Below are 19,639 nucleotides of genomic sequence, written 5' to 3'. Positions count from 1 at the left end.
GCGGAGCGCGGTCCCAGTGGTGAGCGGAGAGGGCGGGCCTTAGCTTGATCGAGATCAAACCGGCGATACTCTTGTCTTTCTGTGACCGGAGGGCAACAGGAGGGAGAGCGACGGCGGTTCCGGCATTTCAGCGGGAAGAATAGACGTATAATAGAACAATCGGCTACAGCCGGTGGGCGGGCGGCCAAGCGGGGCCCGCAGCATCCGGCGGGGGGAAATGATGGGTGTCGAAGGGTTCCTGGCCAGCGAGGACGAGCGCGTCGCGCGCCAGCTCGTCGAGCAGGCGGACCTTATCCTGCAGGCGACCGACGGCGATGTGCCGGCCCGGTTCGCCCATGGCTTGTTCGGTCGGGCGGTGGCGGAGGATGTACGTGTCTACACCCCGCACGAACTCGCCGGCCTGGCGCGCCTTGCCTATGGCCATCTGAAGGTCCGGCGGCGCGACAGCTCCGACATCCGCATCGAACAGCCCCAGCCCGCCGAGGGCGGCGACCGGCTCGCCCGGGTGTCGGTGATCGAGATCATCAATGACGACATGCCCTTCCTGCTCGATTCGGTCATGGGCGCGCTCAACGCCCAGGGCCTGACGGCAAGCTTCGTGGTGCACCCGATCATGGGCGTGGACCGCGACGCGGCCGGGCAGGTGACGAGCCTTGTTCCCGGCGAGACGCCGGCCGGCGCGCGCATGCGGCGCGAGAGCCTGATCCAGATCCACGTCCCGCGTCTCGAGGACGAAGGCCGGCGCGCCGCGCTGATCGAGGAACTCACCCTGGTGCTGAACCAGGTGCGCGTGGTGGTGGGCGCCTGGCAGCCGATGATGGCGCAGGTGCGGGCCGCCGTCACCAACCTCACCCTCGCCCCCGCCATGGTGCCGCGCGAGGACCGCGAGGAGGCGATCGCCTTCCTCGAATGGCTGCTGGCCGGCCGCTTCACCTTTCTCGGCTGCCGCCATTACCAGTCCACCGGCACGCCCGGCGGCGCGAAGACGACAGTGTTCGAGCGGCGGATGGAGGACGCGCTGGGGCTGATGGCGGATGAAGCCTTCCGCCTGTTCCGGCCAACGGGCGACCCGCGCACCGTCAGCACCGACCTCGCCGAAGCGCTGGCCGATCCCAGCCCGCTGATCGTCACCAAGTCGCGCGCCGTGTCCAATGTCCACCGGCGGGCCTGGATCGATGTGGTTCTGGTCAAGCGGTACGATGCGCAGGGGCGCGTGGTCGGCGGGCTGTGCATCGCCGGGCTGTTCACCGCCACCGCCTATACGAGTTCGGTTCGCACCATCCCGATGCTGCGGCGCAAGGCGGCAACCGTGCTGGCGCGGGCCGGCTTCGCCCCCGAGAGCCATTCCGGCCGGGCACTGGTGAAGGTGCTCGAAACCTATCCCCGCGACGACCTGTTCCAGATCGACACCACCGCGCTCTACCAGTTCTCGCTGGCCATTCTCCAGCTCGACGAGCACCCGCGCGTGCGGGTGCTGGCGCTTAATGAGCGGTTCGACCGTTTCGTCTCGATCCTCGTCTTCGTGCCGCGCGAGCGCTACGACAGCGACGTGCGCGAGAAGATCGGCCATCTGCTGGCGGGGAGCTTCGGCGGCCAGATCGTCGCCTTCCGGCCGATGTTCCTGGAAGGGCCGCTGATCCGCGTCCACTTCATCATTGAGCGCGGCCCCGGCGAGGTGCCGACCGTCAATCGCGCCACGCTGGAGGAGGCGATCGGCGCCATCATCCGCACCTGGGGCGACGGCTTTGCCGAGGCGCTGGCCGCCACGGTGCCCGCCAGCAAGGCGAGCGAGCTGATGGAGCGCTACGCCAAGGCGTTCCCGGCGGGCTATCAGGCGGCCTCACTGCCGGCCGAGGCGATCGACGATCTGCGGCTGATCGAGGATCTGAGCGATGCCAGCCCGGTGGCGGCGGATTTCCGGCCCTCGGCGCTGCGCGAGCGCGGCCGGGTCTCGCTCAAGGTGTTCAGCTACAAGGTGCCGCGCCTGCTCTCCGAGCGGGTGCCGCTGCTCGAATCGATGGGCTTCGTCGTCATCGACGAGCGCACCTTCACCATCAAGGCCGGCGGCGGCGCGCCGGTCTATCTGCACGACATGCTGCTGTCGCGGCGCGGCGGCGGCGATATCCCGCTCGACAAGCTGGGTCCACGGCTGCACGCGACGCTGATGGCGGTGCTGCGTGGCGGCGAGAGCGACGGCTTCAACGCGCTGGCGCTGAACGCCCTTCTCGGCTGGCGCGACATCGCGCTGCTGCGGGCGCTGGGGCGCTATCTCCGGCAGGTCGGCATTCCGTTCAGCCAGGACTATCTCTGGCAGACGCTGAACGCCCATCCCGCCCTCGCGCAGAAGCTGGTGGCGCTGTTCCATGCCCGCTTCGACCCCGACCATGGCGAGCGGCGGGCGGAGCGGCAGGAGGAACTGCGCGCCGCGATCGAGACCGCGCTGGCCGATGTGCCGAGCCTCGACGAGGACCGCATCCTGCGCCGCTTTGCCAACCTGGTGGGCGCGGCGGTGCGGACCAATTTCTTCCAGCGCGGGGCCCAGGGCGGCCACCGGCCGACCATCGCCATCAAGTTCCTGAGTGCCGAGGTCGAGGGGCTGCCGCAGCCGCGCCCGCTGTTCGAGATCTTCGTGCAGTCGCCGCGCGTCGAGGGCATTCATCTGCGCTTCGGCCGGGTGGCGCGCGGTGGCCTGCGCTGGTCTGACCGGCCGCAGGATTTCCGCACCGAGGTGCTGGGCCTCGTCAAGGCGCAGCAGGTGAAGAATGCGGTCATCGTGCCGGTGGGCGCCAAGGGCGGCTTCGTGCCCCAGCAGCTCCCCGCCGGCCCGCGCGAGGCCATTCAGGCCGAGGGTGTCGAGGCCTACAAGCTGTTCATTTCCAGCCTGCTCGACGTCAGCGACAATATCGAGGACGGCCGCACCGTCCATCCCGCGCACACGGTGCGGCACGACGAGGACGACCCCTATCTCGTGGTGGCCGCCGACAAGGGCACCGCGACCTTCTCCGACACCGCCAACGCGCTCTCGCTGCAGCGTGGCTTCTGGCTGGGCGACGCCTTCGCCTCCGGCGGCTCGGTCGGCTATGACCACAAGGCGATGGGCATCACCGCGCGCGGCGCCTGGGAGGCGGTGCGCCGGCATTTCCGCGAGATGGATGTCGATATCCGCCGCACGCCCTTCACCGTTGCCGGTGTCGGCGACATGTCGGGCGACGTGTTCGGCAATGGCATGATCCTGGAAAACACGATCCGCCTGGTCGCCGCCTTCGACCATCGCGACATCTTCCTCGATCCCAATCCGGACCCGGAAGCCTCGTTCCGCGAGCGCCAGCGGCTGTTCGCGCTGCCGCGTTCCAGCTGGCAGGACTATGACAAGTCGCTGATTTCGCCGGGCGGCGGCGTGTTCCCGCGCACCGCCAAGAGCATTCCGCTCACTTTGGCGATGCGCGAGGTGCTGGGCTTCGACAAGAGTTCGGCCTCTCCCTCCGAGGTGATCAGCGCGATTCTGCGGGCGCCGGTGGACCTGTTGTGGTTCGGCGGCATCGGCACTTATGTGCGCGCCGCCAGTGAGACCGACGCGCAGGCGGGCGACCGCGCCAATGACGGCGTGCGGATCGCCGGCAACCAGGTGCGGGCGCGGGTGATCGGCGAGGGCGCCAATCTCGGCGTCACCCAGCGCGGGCGCATCGAGGCGGCGCGCCGCGGCGTGCGGCTGAACACCGACGCCATCGACAATTCCGCCGGCGTCAACACCTCCGATATCGAGGTGAACATCAAGATCGCCATGGCTCCCGCCCTGCGCGAGGGGCGGCTCGACCCGCAGGCGCGGGCGCAGGTGCTCGCCGGCATGACCGGCGATGTCGCCGCGCTGGTGCTGGCCAATAATTATCTGCAGACGCTGGCGCTTTCGCTGGCCGAAATGCGCGGCCTCGACGATCTCGGCTTCCTGCAGCGGCTGATGCAGCGGCTGGAAGGGCGCGGGCTGCTCGACCGCGCGGTGGAATATCTGCCCTCCGACACCGAGCTGAACGAGCGGCGCGGCCGGGGCGAGAGCCTGACACGGCCGGAAATGGCGGTGCTGCTGGCCTATGCCAAGCTTTCCGCCCAGGCCGACCTGATCGATACCGACGTGCCGGATGATCCCTATCTCGCGCGCGAGCTGGCGGCCTATTTCCCTGCCGAACTGCGCGAGCATTTCCCCGAGGGGATCGAGCATCACCGGCTGCGGCGCGACATCATCGCCACCCGCCTGTCCAACGCCATGATCAACCATGGCGGCCCGGCCTTCGTCGCCCGGCTGACGGACGAGACCGGGGCGGGGATCGACAGCATCGCCAAGGCCTTCGCCGTGGTGCGCGACGGTTTCGGCCTCGCCGGTCTCAACCGCGAGATCGACGCGCTGGATGGTCTCGTGGCCGGCGCGGTGCAGCTGGACCTCTATGGCGTCGTGCAGGACATGCTGCTCGACCGCTCGATCTGGTTCCTGCGCAATGTCGACCTCCGGCGCAATCTCGACGAGCTGGTCGGCCACTACGCCGCCGGCATCGCTCCGGTGGAGAAGGTGCTCGCCGGCCCGGTGCGTGAGTTGCTGCCCGAGGAATCGCGGGTGCTGCACGATGCCCGCATCGACCAGTGGACGCAGGCCGGCGTGCCTGAGGTGCTGGCGCGGCGCATCGCCCGCCTGCCGGCGGTGGAGAGCGCCACCGACATCGTGCTGATCGCCGACCGCACGCGGGCGCCGCTGGCCGACGCGGCCGTGACCTTCTTCGCCGTCGCCCTGCTGTTCCGGCTCGACCGCATCCTCGGCCCGGCGCGGACCCTCTCGGTGAGCGACTATTACGACCGGCTGGCGCTGGAGCGGGCGCTGGCCGCCTTCGAGAGCGCGGTGCGCCGGCTCACCGCCGAGGTGATCGAGGAGCATGGCGCCGGCGTCGCCGGGGTGTCGAGCTGGGCGCGGGCGCGCGGCGAGGTGGTGGAGCGGGCGCGCAATGGCGTGCACGAGATCGCCGGCTCGGGGCTCAGCGTGTCGAAGCTCTCGGTGGCGGCCAGCCTGATCGGCGACCTGGTGCGGGGCTAGGCGCCCTCTGGCGCGCGGAGGGGGCACCGTGGACCGCTGCGCTGAGGTGGATGTCGTCATCCTCGCGGCCGGGCGGGGGCGCCGCATGGGCGTGGTGGAGCACAAGGCGCTGCTCCCGATCATCGACGGACAGGGAACGCTGGCGCGGCTGCTCGCCCAGTTGAGCACGGCCCCGGTGCGGCAGGTGACGGTGGTCACCGGTCATCGCCACGCGGCGGTCGAGGCCGTGGTGCGGGCGCGTCTTCCCCACGCGCGGTGCGTCTACAATCCACACTTTGCCGAAGGCGAGATGCTGCAAAGCCTCGCCTGCGCCTTCGCCGAAGAGGCGCAGGGGGCCGACTGCTGGGTGCTGCTGGCCGACACGGTCTACACCGATGCCACGCTCGACACCCTCTGGGCGTCGCCGGCGGGCGGGGTGGCGCTCGCGGTGGCGCCGCGCGATCCGGCCGCCGATCGCGAGATCGCGGTGGAACTGTGCGGCGGGACCGTCGTCGCCCTGGCCGGTGAGGCGCCGCATGCCGCCTGGCGGATGGCGCATGCGGTGCGCTGGCCGGCATCGCTGCGTCCCCGGCTGTGTGCGGCGGCGCAGGCGGGCCTGCGCTTCCAGTGGCAGCTTATCGCCGCGCTGCTGCGGGAGGGTTTACCGGAGCGGGCCACCGCGATTCATGCTATCCCGACACAGCCGGATGGGGCGTTCGACATTGATTCCGAGGCCGACCTCGCCCGTGTGCCGTCGATTCCGAGCTGACGCCGTCCCCTTGCTTTCCGACGAATGTGGATGAACCAGCAGCCTTATGACCTTGCCGGGCTTGTCGCCCGGTTCCGCGCCGACATCAGCAAGGACGAATTCCATCGCGGTCGGGATGGCCGGTCGGGCCACGTCTTCGTCAAACAGGCGCGGGACGGCGCGAGCGCCCGGCGCGAATTCGAGGCGCTGAACCTGCTCGCGCATGCCGGCGGCGAGGCGCTGGTGCCCCGCCCGCTGGCGCTTCGTGGCCGCGAGCTCCGCCTCGAACTCGTGGAAGGCATCCGGCTCTACGATCTGCTGCGCCTGTTCCGCCAGCTCGGCGACAGGGACGTGGCGCTGCGGGAGCGGGCCTCGCGCGCCTCGCTCGTGCTGCTGGGGCGCTGCCGCGCGCGGCTCGAACGGATGCAGGGGCTGCTGGCCGCTGCGGCCGGTGGGCTGAGCGTCGGGCCCTATCCCTGCGACGTCAAGGTGACGGGCATGTTCGCCATGCTGTCGCAACTGCTCGGCCTGCCCCCGCTGGACGCCGCCGAAACCGCCGAACTCGGCGCCTTCGAGGCGCGCTGGGCGCGGGAGGTGAGCGTGCCGTTTCGCGACGCCACGCCGAAGAACATCATCGTCGCGGTGGAGAGCCTCGCCATCGGCCGGCATCCGAGCGAAGCGGCGCGGCGCGCGGCGCTGGCGCGGCTGCTGGAGGAGGGCGGGGCGGAGTTTTGGCGCAGCGTGCCGCTGCTGGATATCGACTTCTCCTCGGTCGAGCACCTGACGACGCCGGAGGACGATCTGGTGAGCCTGCTGGCGCATGAATCGAGCTTTGCCGCCGGTTTCCCGGCGGGCGCGAAGGTGGAGGACGGGCCGATGGGCACGGCGTGGCCGGACCCGGCGCGGGCGGCCTCCAGCTTCTTCGTGCGCTATCTCCGCTTCGCCGGACGCAAGGTCGCCTACCGGCTCATCAACCCGCTGGGCGGGGCGACGCGCTTCCGCCATGACCGCTTCGGCTTCTATTTCGAGACTCTGCCGGGCCTCCTCGCCGCCCTCGACCCGGCGCTGGCCGGAGCGATGCCTGCCCTCCTGGCACGCTGGTCCGCCATCGGCACCGCCGCCGCCCCGTTCGATGTCGCCAACGGGAAGGGGCCGGACCTCTATCTCCAAGCCATCGGCCGGCCGGTGGATTACTGGCAGGAAAGCCCGCTGGAACTGCCGGCCCGGCCGGCGCTTGCCGCTGCGCCATGAACGAGGCCGGCATCCGTGCCGTTATTGCCCGGCTGACCCAGCGGCCCACGGGCGGGCTGCCGGTGGAGCCGGCCGCGCCCGAACGCCTCGCCGCCCTCATCTGCGCCAAGCCGTGGCGCCGCTCGCGCGTCGATGCTGCGACGGGCAGCGACATCCGCGCCAAGGTCACGGCGGCCCGTGCGGCCGGCGCCCCGATCGAGTTCGCCGTGCCGTTCGGGGGCTACAAGGGGGCTCTGCAGCCATCGGCGCCGCATCCTGACTGGGCCGAGCTGTTCTGGATCGGCTATCTGCGCCGCTACGCGGAGAGCTTCGCCGCTGCGCATCCCGCCGGGGTGCTGTTTTCCCTGTCCTATTTTCACGGCGTGCTGGGCGCCATCAACGGCCTGCCGTTGGGCGATCAGGATGCCTATATCGCCGGCCTGCGGCCGCTGCTGGCTTATTTCTCCGATGCCCGCATCGGCTTCCGCCTGGTCGACCTGTCCGAGCATTTCGGCGGTGCGGCGGAGGCGGCGGCGGCGATCGAGCGCCGCTTTCAGGACCGGCGCGCGGCCATCGAGGCCGGCGGCGTGCCGGCGCTGGCGCTGCAGAGCGCGGCCCGCAACCTCCTCCGCCGGCCTGGGGATCCTGCACCCGCGCAGCCGGAGATCGTGGCCTCCGCGCTGCGCTGCGTGGCGATGGAGAGCCTGGAGGAGCGACGCCGCTTCAACAAGTTCAGCACCCGCATCCAGATCACCCATATTCGCGGCGCCGCGCTCGCCCTGCACCTCGGCTCCTGTGCCACCTCGGTCATGCAGCCCTGGGTCGGGACCGGGGTGCTGGAGGGCGATGGCGCGGGCGGCTGGCGGCCGCGCATTCTGAACGGCGCTGGCGCCGGGATCGACGCCCGGCTCGACGTGCGCCACCCGCTGGAGAACATCGCCCCCGCGCTGCGCTCGATCGGCATCTGCCACCGGCCCGCGTGGGCCGGCGGGAAAGGCGGAGGTGGCGATGAGTGATCTCGCCGGCCTCCAGCGCGAGGCGCTCGCCATGCTCCTCGAATTCGACCGCATCTGCCGCCACCACGGCATCGCCTATCAGCTCGCAGCCGGCTCGCTGCTTGGCGCGGCCCGCCATGGCGGCTTTGTCCCGTGGGATGACGATATCGATGTCTGCCTGCGGCGCGCCGCCTATGAGCGCTTTCTCGCCGTGGCGCCGGCGGAGCTGTCGCCATCCTACCGGCTGCTCCACAACGGAACCGAGCCGGGCTGCGGCTTTCTGTACTGCAAGATCGTCAGCCGCGGGGAGGGGGAGGCGAACTCCCCCGCCTTCGTCGACGTGTTCCCCTTCGACGGCGTCGAATCCGGGCGGTTCCTTGCCGGGCTGCAGATGTGGACTGCGTTTATCCTGATGCAGATGCTGTTTCTTCGTCAAATCGTGCCTGCGCCGGCTTCCCCTGCACCCTGGAGGATGCGGCGCTTGGTGCGCCGCGCGCTCACCTGGATCGTTGCCCGGCAGGACCCGCATCGCCTTGCCCGATGGCTGGAAAGGGTCGCACGATGGCACGAGGGACGCCCGACCGGGCACATCGCCTGCCTTGTCTCCGGGCGGCTGCGCTACTGCCAGATACGGGCGGAGAGGGATTTCGACGACTGCATCGAGGCGGCCTTCGAGGGCCACGACTTCCCGGTGCCGCGCCGGTTCGACACGGTGCTGCGCCGGCTCTATGGCGACTGGCGCGTGCCGCTCCCGGTCGAGAAGCGTCAGCCGCACCACCAGATCGTAAAAAGCGATCCTCCCTGAGCGGCTGGCCGCGCGTGGCGGCCAGCGCTGGGGGGCCGCCTCAGACGGCGGCGTGCTTCTTGTTCTGGCGATGGGAGATCAGGTCGTCCACCACATGCGGGTCGGCCAGCGTCGAGGTGTCGCCGAGATTGCCGAACTCGTCTTCGGCGATCTTGCGCAGGATGCGGCGCATGATCTTGCCGGAGCGAGTCTTGGGCAGGCCGGGGGCGAACTGGATGAGGTCCGGCGAGGCGATCGGGCCAATCTCCTGCCGCACCCAGGACACCAGCTCCTTGCGCAGCTCCTCGGTCGGCTCGATGCCGGACATCAGCGTCACATAGGCATAGATGCCCTGGCCCTTGATATCGTGGGGATAGCCGACCACCGCCGCCTCCGACACCTTGGGATGGGCCACCAGAGCGCTTTCCACCTCGGCGGTGCCCATGCGGTGGCCGGAGACGTTGATGACGTCATCGACGCGGCCGGTGATCCAGTAATAGCCGTCGGCATCGCGCCGGCAGCCATCGCCGGTGAAATACTTGCCGGGATAGGTGGAGAAATAGGTCTGCATGAAGCGCTCATGGTCGCCATAGACCGTGCGCATCTGCCCCGGCCAGGAATCGGCGATCACCAGATTGCCCTCGCAGGCGCCGCTGAGCGGGTTGCCTTCCGCATCCACCACTTCCGGGATGATGCCGAAGAAGGGACGGGTGGCCGAGCCGGGCTTGAGCTTGGTGGCGCCGGGCAGCGGGGTGATGAGAATGCCGCCGGTCTCGGTCTGCCACCAGGTGTCGACGATGGGGCAGCGCTCCTCGCCGATCACCCGGTAATACCATTCCCAGGCTTCCGGGTTGATCGGCTCGCCCACCGAGCCGAGCAGGCGCAGCGAGGCGCGGCTGGTCGACTTAACAGGCGCGTCGCCGCCCTGCATCAGGGCGCGGATGGCGGTGGGGGCGGTGTAGAAGATGTTGACCTTGTGCTTGTCGATCACTTCCCAGAAGCGGGAATTGCTGGGGTAGTTCGGCACGCCCTCGAACATCAGCGTGGTGGCGCCGTTGGCGAGCGGGCCATAGACGATGTAGCTGTGGCCGGTGACCCAGCCGATATCGGCGGTGCACCAGTAGATGTCGCCCTCGTGGTAGTCGAACACATATTGGTGCGTCATCGCGGCATAGACGAGATAGCCGCCCGTGGTGTGCAGCACCCCCTTGGGCAGGCCGGTCGAGCCCGAAGTGTAGAGGATGAACAGCGGGTGCTCGGCGTTCACATGGGCGGCGGGGCAGTGGCTGGTCACCAGCTCGGCGGCTTCGTGGTACCAGACATCGCGGCCGGGCTTCATGTTGACCGTGCCACCGGTGCGGCGCACCACCACGACATGGTCGACCTCAAACTCAGTGACCTTGGCGATCGCGGCGTCGACATTGGCCTTCAGCGGCACCTTGCGGCCGCCGCGCAGCCCCTCATCGGCGGTGATGACGACGCGCGAATCACAGTCGCGAATGCGGCTGGCCAGGCTGTCCGGCGAGAAGCCACCGAACACCACGGAATGAATGGCGCCGAGCCGGGCGCAGGCGAGCATGGCATAGGCCGCCTCGGGGATCATCGGCATGTAGATGGTGACGCGGTCGCCCTTCTCCACATTGCGGTTGCGCAGCACATTGGCGAAGCGGCAGACCTCGTCATGCAGCTCCTGATAGGTGATGTGCCGGTGCTCGGACGGGTTGTCGCCTTCCCAGATGATGGCGACCTGATCGGCGCGGGTCGGCAGGTGCCGGTCGATGCAGTTCCAGGCGACATTGGTGACGCCGTCCTCGAACCATTTGATCGAGACATGGCCGGGATCGAACGAGGTGTTCTTCACCACGGTATAGGGCTCGAACCATTCGATCCGCTTGCCCTCATCTGCCCAGAAGGCCTCCGGGTCGCGCAGCGAGGCCTCGTACTTCGCCTGATAGGCGCGATCGTCGAGGAAGGCGCGCTCGGCCCAGTGCGCGGGCACGTCGTAAATCTTGTCGGACATGGCGTTTCTCCCCCTTAAGGCTGGCGCTGTGCGCCTCTTGCTTCGCCGGGATTATGGGGAGCCGGCCCCGGCTGGACAAGCCGACGCTGCGCGCGACTTTGGTCGGTAGGTAGTCAAGCGGAGGGCGCGGGCGTGCCTGCGGTCCCTCCGGACCCCGGGGATGCCGGGCGCGCGGCTTACCGGCGCGGGCGCCAGACGCTGGTGGCCTTGATCTCCGAATCCTCCAGCTCGCGCGACACCGGCACGGCATAGTCCGCCACCTTTTCCAGCCGGTCGCGCGGCAAATAGGAGCGGCCGGGATCGCCGATCCACACATCGGCGCCCTGCGCGGAAAGCGCTTCCAGCCAGGCGAACACCCTTGCCGCGAGGTCGCGCTCATAGGCGATGTCGCCGGCGAGCACCACGTCCCAGCCGCCCTGCGTGCCCACCACATCCGTGGTCAGCACCGTTACAGTAGCGGCCTCGTTCAGCGCGGCGTTCAGGGCGATGGCGGCATGGGCGAAGGGGTCGATGTCGGCGCAGGCGACGCGGGCTGCGCCCGCCTTCGCCGCCGCGATGCCGACCAGGCCCGAGCCGGAGGCGAAATCCAGCACGCGTTTGCCGCGCACCGTCTCCGGGTGGTCGAGAATATAGCGGGCCAGCGCCTGCCCGCCGGCCCAGGCGAAGGCCCAGAAGGGCGGCGGCAGGCCGATTTCGCCCAGCTCCTCCTCGGTGCGCTGCCAGATCGGCAGCGATTCGGTGGCGAGGTGGAGGGTGATCTCGGGCACCAGCGGCGGGGCGAGGCAGGCTGTCTCGGTGCGGATGAAGCTGTCGGGATCGGCGATGACGCGGGGCGTCACCGTGTGCCGTCCGCCATCTCCAGCACAATGTCCCATTCAGCATCGGTGACGGGCTGCACCGACAGGCGGGAGAATTTCATCAGTGCCATCTCGGCCAGGCGCGGCTCGGTCTTCACCGCGGCGAGCGAGACCGGATTCTTCAGCGCCTCGACCGCCTTCACATCGACCATGACGAACTTGCCCGAGGGGTCGGAGGGGTCGGGATAGGCCTCGCGGATCACCTCGACGATGCCGACGATCTCCTTGCCCTCGTTCGAGTGGTAGAAGAACCCCCGGTCGCCCAGCTTCATCGCCAGCAGCTGCTGCTTGGCGAGGTGGTTGCGCACCCCGTCCCAATGCGTGCCCCTCGCCCCGGCCGCGACCTGCTGGTCCCAGGACCATTTGAACGGTTCGGACTTGTAGAGCCAGTGCACCATTTCCACTCCCCGTGACCTCGCCGAGAGGTTCGTTCAACTATCAACCACACCCAGAATGCCGTCATCCCCGGGCTTGGCCCGGGGATCCACGACGTGCCGGGTACCACGCTTCATTGAAGGCGTGGTTGGCCGGGTCAAGCCCGGCCATGACGCGCCTCTAACCCCCGACACGACCCATCTCAGGCTTCCGCTTTCTGCGGGCGGGCCAGCAGCGAGCCGATCGCCTGTTCGATATCGCTGCGCCCGGCCAGCACCGCCTCGACCGCGCGGGCGATCGGCATGTCGACGCCGCGTGCCTGCGCCATCGCCACCAGCACGCTGGCGGTGAGCGCGCCTTCCGCCAGCTTGCCTGGCGGGTGCAGACCCTCGTCCTGGCCGAGGCTGAGGCCGAGCGCGAAATTGCGCGACTGCGCGGTGGAGCAGGTGAGGATGAGATCGCCGAGGCCCGACAGGCCGGTCAGCGTCTCGGCCCGCGCGCCATAGGCCTTGCCGAAGCGCATCAGCTCGGCGAAGCCGCGTGCGATCAGCGCCGCCCCGGCGCTGGCGCCGAGCTTGCGCCCGCCGACGATGCCGGCGGCGATGGCCAGCACGTTCTTGGCCGCGCCGCCGATCTCGACGCCGCGCACATCGGCGCTGTGGTAGAGGCGGAACGAGGACGAGCCGAGCGCGGTGGCCAGCGCCTCGGCCATGCCGGGATCGCGCGCTGCCAGGGTGACGGCGGTCGGCAGGCCGGCCGCGACATCGGCCGCGAAGCTGGGACCGGAGAGGATGGCGGGAACCGCCTGCGGGCAGGCCTCGCCCAGCACCTGCGTCATGAACAGCGAGGTGCCGCGCTCGATGCCCTTGGCGCAGGTGACAACAGGGGTTCCGGCGGCGAGATGCGGGGCGAGCTCGGCGGCGACGGTGCGGCTCGCCTGCGCCGGCACCACGAGCAGGATGGCGTCCATGCCCGCCAACGCCGCGAGATCGGCGGTCGGGCGGACATTGTCGGCGAGAACGACCCCCGGCAGATGCGCCGGGTTGGTGCGGGTGCGCGCCATCGCCGCGATGAGGTCGCGGTCGCGGCCCCAGAGCATCACCTCGCGCCCGGCGCGGGCGCTGGCATTGGCAAGCGCGGTGCCCCAGGCGCCGGCGCCCACCACCCCGATGGAGGCGTAGCGTGCGGACATCAGCCGCCGGTCCCGGCCGGACCAAAGGAGGGGGCGGGAAGAGCCGCCGCCGGGCTGACCGGTGCCGCCGGGTCGGTCGCTTCCGCCTCCGGGGCCGCGGCGCTGTCCGAGATCGCGAGCGCGGCCGCTTCCACCTCGGCCAGCGGCCAGCGGGCGCGGGGGGAGACGTCGAGCCCGTCATAAAGGCCGCGCGCCAGCCGTTCCGCCCCGGCCCAGGCGATCATCGCGCCATTGTCGGTGCACAGTTCCGGCGGCGGCACGGCGAGGCGGGTGCCGCCATCGGCCGCCACCTTGTGCAGCGCCCGGCGCACCGCCTGGTTGGCGCCGACGCCGCCGGCCAGCACCAGCGCGGAAGGCTTCAGCGCCTTTTGCCGCATCACCCGCAGGGCGCAGCGCACACGGTCGGACAGGATGTCGACAATGGCGGCCTGGAAAGAGGCGCACAGGTCGTTCACGTCCTGCTCGCTCAGCGGGGCGATCTTCAGCGCCTCGATCCGCACGGCGGTCTTGAGGCCGGAAAGCGAGAAATCGGGTACCGGCTTGCCGTGCAGCGGGCGGGGCAGGGCGAAGCGGCCGGGGTCGCCCTTCAGCGCCGCGCGCTCCACCGCCGGGCCGCCGGGATAGGGCAGGCCGAGCATTTTGGCGGTCTTGTCGAAGGCCTCGCCCACGGCATCGTCAATGGTGCCGCCGAGCTTGGTGTAGTCGCCAATGCCGGTGACGGCGACCAGCTGGGTGTGGCCGCCCGAGACCAGCAGCAGCAGGAAGGGGAAGGGCACCTTGTCGGTGAGGCGCGCGGTGAGCGCATGCGCTTCCAGATGATTGACCGCGATCAGCGGCTTCTTCGCCGCCAGCGCCAGCGCCTTCGCCGTGGTGAGGCCGACGATGACGCCGCCGATGAGGCCCGGGCCGGCGGCGGCGGCGATGCCGTCGACCTCGGCGAGGCTCAGCCCGGCGGCGCGCAGGGCGCGCGCGATCAGATGGTCGAGAACCTCGACATGGGCGCGAGCGGCGATCTCTGGCACCACGCCGCCATATTCGGCATGGTCCTCGGTCTGGGAATGGACGATGTTGGACAGGATCGTGCCGGTGCCATCGGCGCGCCGGCGCACCACCGCGGCGGCGGTTTCATCGCAGGTGGTCTCGATCCCGAGCAGGAGAAGATCGCGCATTGACTTTACGGGGTTGGACAGTGAATTGAGCCGGCACCGAACCGCTTGTGGCCCGACTGTATCATCCGGCTCCGCAATGATACGGCCATGTCGGCCCACAAAATATTGATATTGTGGCCAAAAACCCGACATCTGAAACTCAGCTGCCGGATTTTACCCACTAGCACCGCAGGACCGCATGACGCAATCGCTTCCCAGACTTCGGCTCGGCACGCGCGGCAGCCCGCTGGCGCTCTGGCAGGCGCATGCGGTGCGCGACGCGCTGCTCAAGGCCCATCGCTGGCCGGACGAGGCCGTCGAGGTGCAGGTGATCCGCACCACCGGCGACGCCATCACCGACCGGGCATTGTCGGAAGCCGGCGGCAAGGGGCTGTTCACCAAGGAACTTGAGGAGGCGCTGCTCGACCGGCGCATCGACCTCGCCGTGCATTCAGCCAAGGACATGCCCACCCGCCTGCCGGACGGGCTGCACCTCGTCGGCTATCTCCCGCGCGCGGATGTGCGCGACGCGCTGATCCTGCGCGAGGGCGTCGCGCTGCGCGACCTGAAGCCGGGGGCGAAGGTGGGCACCGCCTCGCTGCGGCGCGAGGCGCAGCTGCGCCGGCTGCGGCCGGACCTTCAAGTCTCGCTGCTCCGCGGCAATGTGCACACCCGCCTCGCCAAGGTGGAGAGCGGCGAGTTCGACGGCACGCTGCTCGCCTATGCCGGCCTCAGCCGCCTCGGCCTCGCCGACAAGGTCAGCTCGGTGCTGGAGACCGCCGATTTCCTGCCCGCCGTCGGGCAGGGGGCGGTGGCGATCGAGACCCGCTTCGGCGATATCGGCGTGGACGCGCTGGTGGTGCCGGTGGTGTGCCCGGCCACCGGGCTGGCGCTGCGGGTGGAGCGGGCCTATCTCGGCCAGCTCGACGGCTCCTGCCGCACGCCGATCGGCGGGCTGGCGCAGCTGGAGGGCGACGAGATCCGCTTTCGCGGCGCCGTGCTCTCGCCCGATGGCGCGCGCTATTACGAGATCGTGCGCTTTGGGCCGCGCAACCGCGCGCTGGAACTCGGCATCGCCGCCGGGCAGGAGATGCGCGCTCTGGTGCCGCCCGAACTGCTCCCGCACTGACGGGGCGCGACATGCGGGTGCTGGTGACACGGCCACAGCCGGACGCGCAGGCCACGGCCGCGCGGCTTGAGGCCGCCGGGCATGGCGCGCTGATCGATTCCATGCTCGCGGTGGAGGCGGTGGCGGCCGTCCTGCCGCCGGGGGCGTTCGACGCGGTGGCGCTGACCAGCGTCAATGGCGCCCGCCTGCTGGCGGCCCGCCCGGAACTGCCGGCGCTGGCGGGGCTGCCGCTTTATGCCGTCGGCCGGCGCACGGCGGCGGCGGCGCCGGCGGCGTTCGACACCGTTCATGTCGCGGGAGGCGATGGCGCCGCGCTGGCCGAACTGCTGCGCGCCAAGCTGCCCCCCGGCGCCCGGCTGCTTTACGTCGCCGGCGAGGAGCGGGCGGTCGATCTCGGCGCGGTGCTGGCGGGCGACGGCATTTCCACCGAACTTTTCGTGATCTACCGCACCGTCCCGGCGCAGGCGCTGGCGGCGACGACCGTGGCGGCGGTGCGGGAGGGACGGATCGACGCGGCCTTCCACTTTTCGCCGCGCACCGCCGCCACCCTTGCCGACCGGGCGGAGGCAGCCGGTGTGGCGACGTATTTCCGCCATGTCGTGCATCTGTGCTTCTCTGCCAATGTAGCGAAGCCGCTGGCGGCGGCCGGCTGGCCGAACCGGATCGCCGCCGCGCCGACGGAAGAGGGCCTGTTCGATCTCCTGAACGGGTAGGCCATCGCAGTCTCCCGAGGTTGCGGCGCAGGGACAGGCGGTCTATCCCGGAACAAGGGCCGGCCCGGCGCTTTATCAAGGTAGAGGTAAGGACGTGGCGACAGACGATCCCAAAAAAGGTGCTGAGGAGAAGGTCGAGGCCGGGGGCAAGCCCGCGCGCCGCAGGCCGCCGACGCTCGACCTTTCCGCTCGGGAAGTGACGCCCGTTTCCGACGAGGCGGCGACCGCCGAGCCAGTGGTGCCCGCGCCGGAGGACGCCAAACCCGACACCTCCAAAACAGCCAACTCAACGGCGGGCGCCGCCCTGCCGAACGCCTCCACGCCGAACGCCTCCAAGCCTGACGTCTCCAAGCCTGACGCCTCCAAGCCGGACACATCTCCCGACATGCCCCCTGAGACACTGAAGAGCGATGCCGCTGCCGCCACCGACGAGGTGCCGGTGCTCGACGCCGCCGACGAGAAGGGAAGCGCCAAGGGTGAGACGGCCGACGTGCCGCCGCCCGTTCATCCCGTGCCCCCGCCCGCCGAGCCTCGCCCGAAGCGTCAGCTTGGCCTTGTCGGCACCCTCTTCGTGGCGCTGCTCTCCGGTCTGATCGGCGGCGCGTTCGCGCTCGGCGTGGTGTCGACCTTCTATGGCGCCGAGGAGAATGTCGACGCCATCACCGAGCTTGAGGCGCGGGCGCTGGATCTGCGCCAGCGGGTGGAGCTGCTGGAGGCCCGGGCCGGCGAGGCGCCGGCTGCCGGCCTCAATGCTCCCGCCGAGCTGGCGACCCGGCTCGATGCGCTGGAGAGCGGACTGAACGCACTCGGCTCCAAGGTTGACGCCCTACCGGCGGCCCCTGCCACCGGGGCGGCCCCCGCCGCCTCGCCGGACGACGTCGCGGCGGTGAAGGGCCAGGTGGAGGCGCTGGAACAGAAGGTGAGCGCGCTTCCCGCGCCGGCCCCTGCGGCCTCGCCGGAAGCTCTCAATGCCGCCACCGCCCGCCTCGACGCGCTGGAAGGCAAGCTCGCGGCTGCCACCGCCGCGCAGCGCGCCAGCGGGCAGGGCACGGCGCAGCTCGTGGTGCTGGGCACGCTGCGCGAGGCGATCCTCGCCGGCCGTCCCTTCGCCACCGAACTGAAGGCGGCGCAGGCGCTGCTGGGCGAGGACGCGGCGCCGCTGGCGGCGCTGGAGGCTTCCGCCGCCACCGGCTTCGCCTCCGGCCCGGCGGTGGCCGCGCAGCTGCGCGCCGCCACCGCGCCCGCCCCGGCGGCGGATTCACCCGGCACGGCCGCGGATGAGGGCGTTGTCGCCACCCTGCTGAAGGGCGCGCAGAAGCTTGTCACCATCCGTCGTTCGGACGAAGCGGCGGCATCGCCCGACATCGCCCGGGCCGAGACGGCGTTGGCGCAGGGGGATTTCGAGGGCGCGCGGGCGATTCTCGCCGCGCTTCCCGAAGCCGAGCGTACCGCCGCGCAGCCCGTGCTCGCCGCGCTGGACGCCCGGCAGGCGGCGCTCGCCACCCTCGCCGAGCTGCATCGGCGCGTGCTCGCCACTCTCGCGGGAGGAAGCCAGTGATCCGGCTCGTCGTCTATCTTCTCGTTCTCGCCCTCTTGGCCTTCGGCATCGCCTGGCTGGCGGACCGGCCCGGCGCGGTGGTGATCGACTGGCAGGGCTGGCAGGTCGAGACCAGCATCCTGGTCGCGGCCAGTGCCCTGCTGGCGCTGCTGGCGGCGGCGATCCTGCTCTGGACGCTGCTGCGGCTGATCGTTCGTTCGCCCGACACCATCGCCCATTCCTGGCGCAACCGGCGCCGCACTCGCGGCTGGGCGGCGGTGACGCGCGGCCTTGTCGCGGTGGGCTCGGGCGACGCGGTGGGCGCCCGCCGGGCGGCCAATGACGCCCAGCGCCTGCTCGGCGAGGAGCCGCTCAGCAAGCTGCTGGCGGCGCAGGCGGCGCAGCTTTCCGGCGATGCCGCCGGCGCCGAGGCGGTGTTCCGCTCGATGACCGAGTCTTCCGGCACGCGCCTGCTCGGCCTGCGCGGCCTGCATGTGGAAGCGCGCCGGCGCGGCGACCAGAGCGCTGCCCTGCAGGCGGCGGAGGAAGCGGCCCGGCATGAGCCCGGCCTCGCCTGGGCGGCGGATGCGGTGATCGAGGCGCGCTGCCTCAATGGTGATTTCGCCGGGGCGCTTGCGATGCTGGAGCGCGAGGCGGCGCATGGGGCGCTCGACCGGGCGACCCATCGACGCCGGCGCGCCGTGCTGCTGGCGGCGCAGGCGCAGGCGATCGAACTCTCCGACCCCGCCAGCGCGCGGGAGAAGGCACAGGAAGCCGCGCGCCTCGCCCCCACGCTGGTGCCGGCGGCCGATATTGCCGGGCGCCTGCTCGGCGCGGCCGGCGATGTGCGCAAGGCGGCGAAGATCCTCGAGGCCGCCTATGCGGCGACCCCGCATCCCGACCTCGCCGACGCCTATCTGCACCTGAGGCCGGGCGATGCCTCGCGTGAGCGGCTGAAGCGGGTGCGCACCCTTACCGCGCATCAGCCGGCGCATCCGGAAAGCGCCATGGCGCTGGCCCGCGCCGCGCTCGACGCGCAGGATTTCGACGTGGCCCGCACGGCGCTGGCGCCGCTGCTGGTGGCGCCGACCCAGCGCGCCTGCCTGCTGATGGCGGAGCTGGAAGCGGGCGAGCATGGCGATGTCGGCAAGGCCCGCGAATGGACCGCCCGCGCCGTGCGCGCCCAGCGCGACCCCGCCTGGGTGGCCGATGGCGTGGTGGCCGAGGCTTGGGGCCCGATCTCCCCGGTCAGCGGGCGGCTCGATGCTTATGAATGGAAGCTGCCGCCCGGCCTCGCCACGACGCCGATGCTGGAAAACGAGGCGGAGCGGGTGAAGCTGGCGATCGCCGCCGCCATCGAGAGCCGCCCGCAAGTGGCGGAGGGGCCGGTGGTCGATCTCAGCCCTGCGGGCGCCTCGCCCACCTTGGCGCCGGCCGTTCCCGAGGCGGAGGGCAAGGCAGAGCCGGAGAAGGCGGGCGCGAAGCCTGCGCCGCAGCCGGCCGCGCTGGCGACGCCTGTGGTGGCGATGCCGCATCTGCCTGATGATCCCGGTCCCGGCGCGCCCTTCGCCGACGAGCCCGGCGCGGTGCCGCGCGGGCCCTATATGTGAGGCTTAGCCTCACGGGCGCCTGAGGCCAGGCGAGCCTGCTAGGCTCGCCTGTGTCGGCTGCCCCGCGTGAAAAGCGCAAAAAAAAGCGCGCCATGCGGCGCGCTGATTTCCCCGTAGAGGTGCCCTGTCAGAAACCGGCCGCTCGTCCAGCGGCCGGAGGGTACAGAAGCGGTCGGAGTACATCCGTCCTGACCGCCCCTCATCCGGCGAGGCACTGACGAGGTGCCAACGTGCCGGAAGCCCTGTTC

14 protein-coding genes are annotated in these 19,639 nt (G+C 70.7%); 9 read left to right on the top strand and 5 right to left on the bottom strand.

All coding sequences use genetic code 11. The annotated features are described in order from the left end of the window. Window positions 1-220: 220 nt before the first annotated feature. From A3M1_RS0103010 to A3M1_RS0102990, 5 genes are read left to right on the top strand one after another with little or no spacing between them, the layout of a single operon-like run. Entirely contained in the window at window positions 221-5,074 is a 4,854-nt protein-coding gene (locus tag A3M1_RS0103010; protein ID WP_018387473.1) for an NAD-glutamate dehydrogenase, read from the top strand. A gap of 28 nt (window positions 5,075-5,102) precedes the next feature. Beyond that, window positions 5,103-5,822, top strand: coding sequence for an NTP transferase domain-containing protein (locus A3M1_RS0103005; protein WP_018387472.1), 720 nt, complete (start codon window positions 5,103-5,105; stop codon window positions 5,820-5,822). Window positions 5,823-5,852: 30 nt separating this feature from the next. Next, the gene (locus tag A3M1_RS0103000; protein ID WP_018387471.1) at window positions 5,853-7,052 is read left to right on the top strand and encodes a phosphotransferase; all 1,200 of its coding nucleotides are present in this window, start codon (window positions 5,853-5,855) and stop codon (window positions 7,050-7,052) included. Then, entirely contained in the window at window positions 7,049-8,047 is a 999-nt protein-coding gene (locus A3M1_RS0102995) for a hypothetical protein (protein ID WP_018387470.1), read from the top strand. The genes A3M1_RS0103000 and A3M1_RS0102995 overlap by 4 nt, the downstream gene beginning before the upstream one ends. Next, window positions 8,040-8,831, top strand: coding sequence for a phosphorylcholine transferase LicD (locus tag A3M1_RS0102990; RefSeq protein ID WP_018387469.1), 792 nt, complete (start codon window positions 8,040-8,042; stop codon window positions 8,829-8,831). Before A3M1_RS0102995 ends, A3M1_RS0102990 begins: the two co-directional genes overlap by 8 nt. A gap of 40 nt (window positions 8,832-8,871) precedes the next feature. Here the strand turns inward: A3M1_RS0102990 and acs are convergent, their stop codons facing one another. The 5 genes from acs to tsaD all read right to left on the bottom strand — a co-directional run bounded on the left by acs (window position 8,872) and on the right by tsaD (window position 14,423). Further along, window positions 8,872-10,830 carry an acetate--CoA ligase gene (acs, locus tag A3M1_RS0102985; protein WP_018387468.1) on the bottom strand — a complete coding sequence of 653 codons (1,959 nt, stop codon included), beginning with the start codon at window positions 10,828-10,830 and terminating at the stop codon, window positions 8,872-8,874. Between the two features lie 176 nt (window positions 10,831-11,006). Then, complete coding sequence (locus tag A3M1_RS0102980; RefSeq protein ID WP_018387467.1) at window positions 11,007-11,669, bottom strand: methyltransferase; 663 nt, start codon at window positions 11,667-11,669, stop codon at window positions 11,007-11,009. Then, the gene (locus A3M1_RS0102975) at window positions 11,666-12,085 is read right to left on the bottom strand and encodes an EVE domain-containing protein (protein WP_018387466.1); all 420 of its coding nucleotides are present in this window, start codon (window positions 12,083-12,085) and stop codon (window positions 11,666-11,668) included. Before A3M1_RS0102975 ends, A3M1_RS0102980 begins: the two co-directional genes overlap by 4 nt. A gap of 179 nt (window positions 12,086-12,264) precedes the next feature. Beyond that, window positions 12,265-13,254 carry an NAD(P)H-dependent glycerol-3-phosphate dehydrogenase gene (locus tag A3M1_RS0102970; RefSeq protein ID WP_018387465.1) on the bottom strand — a complete coding sequence of 330 codons (990 nt, stop codon included), beginning with the start codon at window positions 13,252-13,254 and terminating at the stop codon, window positions 12,265-12,267. Further along, on the bottom strand, window positions 13,254-14,423 hold the full coding sequence (gene tsaD / locus A3M1_RS0102965) for a tRNA (adenosine(37)-N6)-threonylcarbamoyltransferase complex transferase subunit TsaD (protein ID WP_018387464.1): 1,170 nt from the start codon (window positions 14,421-14,423) through the stop codon (window positions 13,254-13,256). Before tsaD ends, A3M1_RS0102970 begins: the two co-directional genes overlap by 1 nt. Before the next feature lie 178 nt (window positions 14,424-14,601). Here tsaD and hemC point away from each other — a divergent pair, with 178 nt between their 5' ends. The 4 genes from hemC (at window position 14,602) to A3M1_RS0102945 (ending at window position 19,391) form a co-directional block, all read left to right on the top strand. Beyond that, a complete protein-coding gene (gene hemC / locus A3M1_RS0102960; protein ID WP_018387463.1) occupies window positions 14,602-15,531 on the top strand; it encodes a hydroxymethylbilane synthase in 930 nt (309 codons plus the stop codon). 11 nt (window positions 15,532-15,542) lie between these two features. Beyond that, window positions 15,543-16,244, top strand: a complete 702-nt coding sequence (locus A3M1_RS0102955) for a uroporphyrinogen-III synthase (protein ID WP_018387462.1) — start codon at window positions 15,543-15,545, stop codon at window positions 16,242-16,244. A gap of 94 nt (window positions 16,245-16,338) precedes the next feature. After that, window positions 16,339-17,802, top strand: coding sequence for a COG4223 family protein (locus A3M1_RS0102950; protein WP_018387461.1), 1,464 nt, complete (start codon window positions 16,339-16,341; stop codon window positions 17,800-17,802). Further along, a complete protein-coding gene (locus A3M1_RS0102945; RefSeq protein ID WP_018387460.1) occupies window positions 17,799-19,391 on the top strand; it encodes a heme biosynthesis protein HemY in 1,593 nt (530 codons plus the stop codon). The genes A3M1_RS0102950 and A3M1_RS0102945 overlap by 4 nt, the downstream gene beginning before the upstream one ends. Window positions 19,392-19,639: the final 248 nt, after the last annotated feature.

The sequence above is a fragment of the Ancylobacter sp. FA202 genome, from assembly GCF_000380205.1.
Lineage (GTDB): Bacteria > Pseudomonadota > Alphaproteobacteria > Rhizobiales > Xanthobacteraceae > Ancylobacter.
Note: the sequence above shows the minus strand (reverse complement) of the source record. Positions and strands in the feature narration are given on the sequence as shown.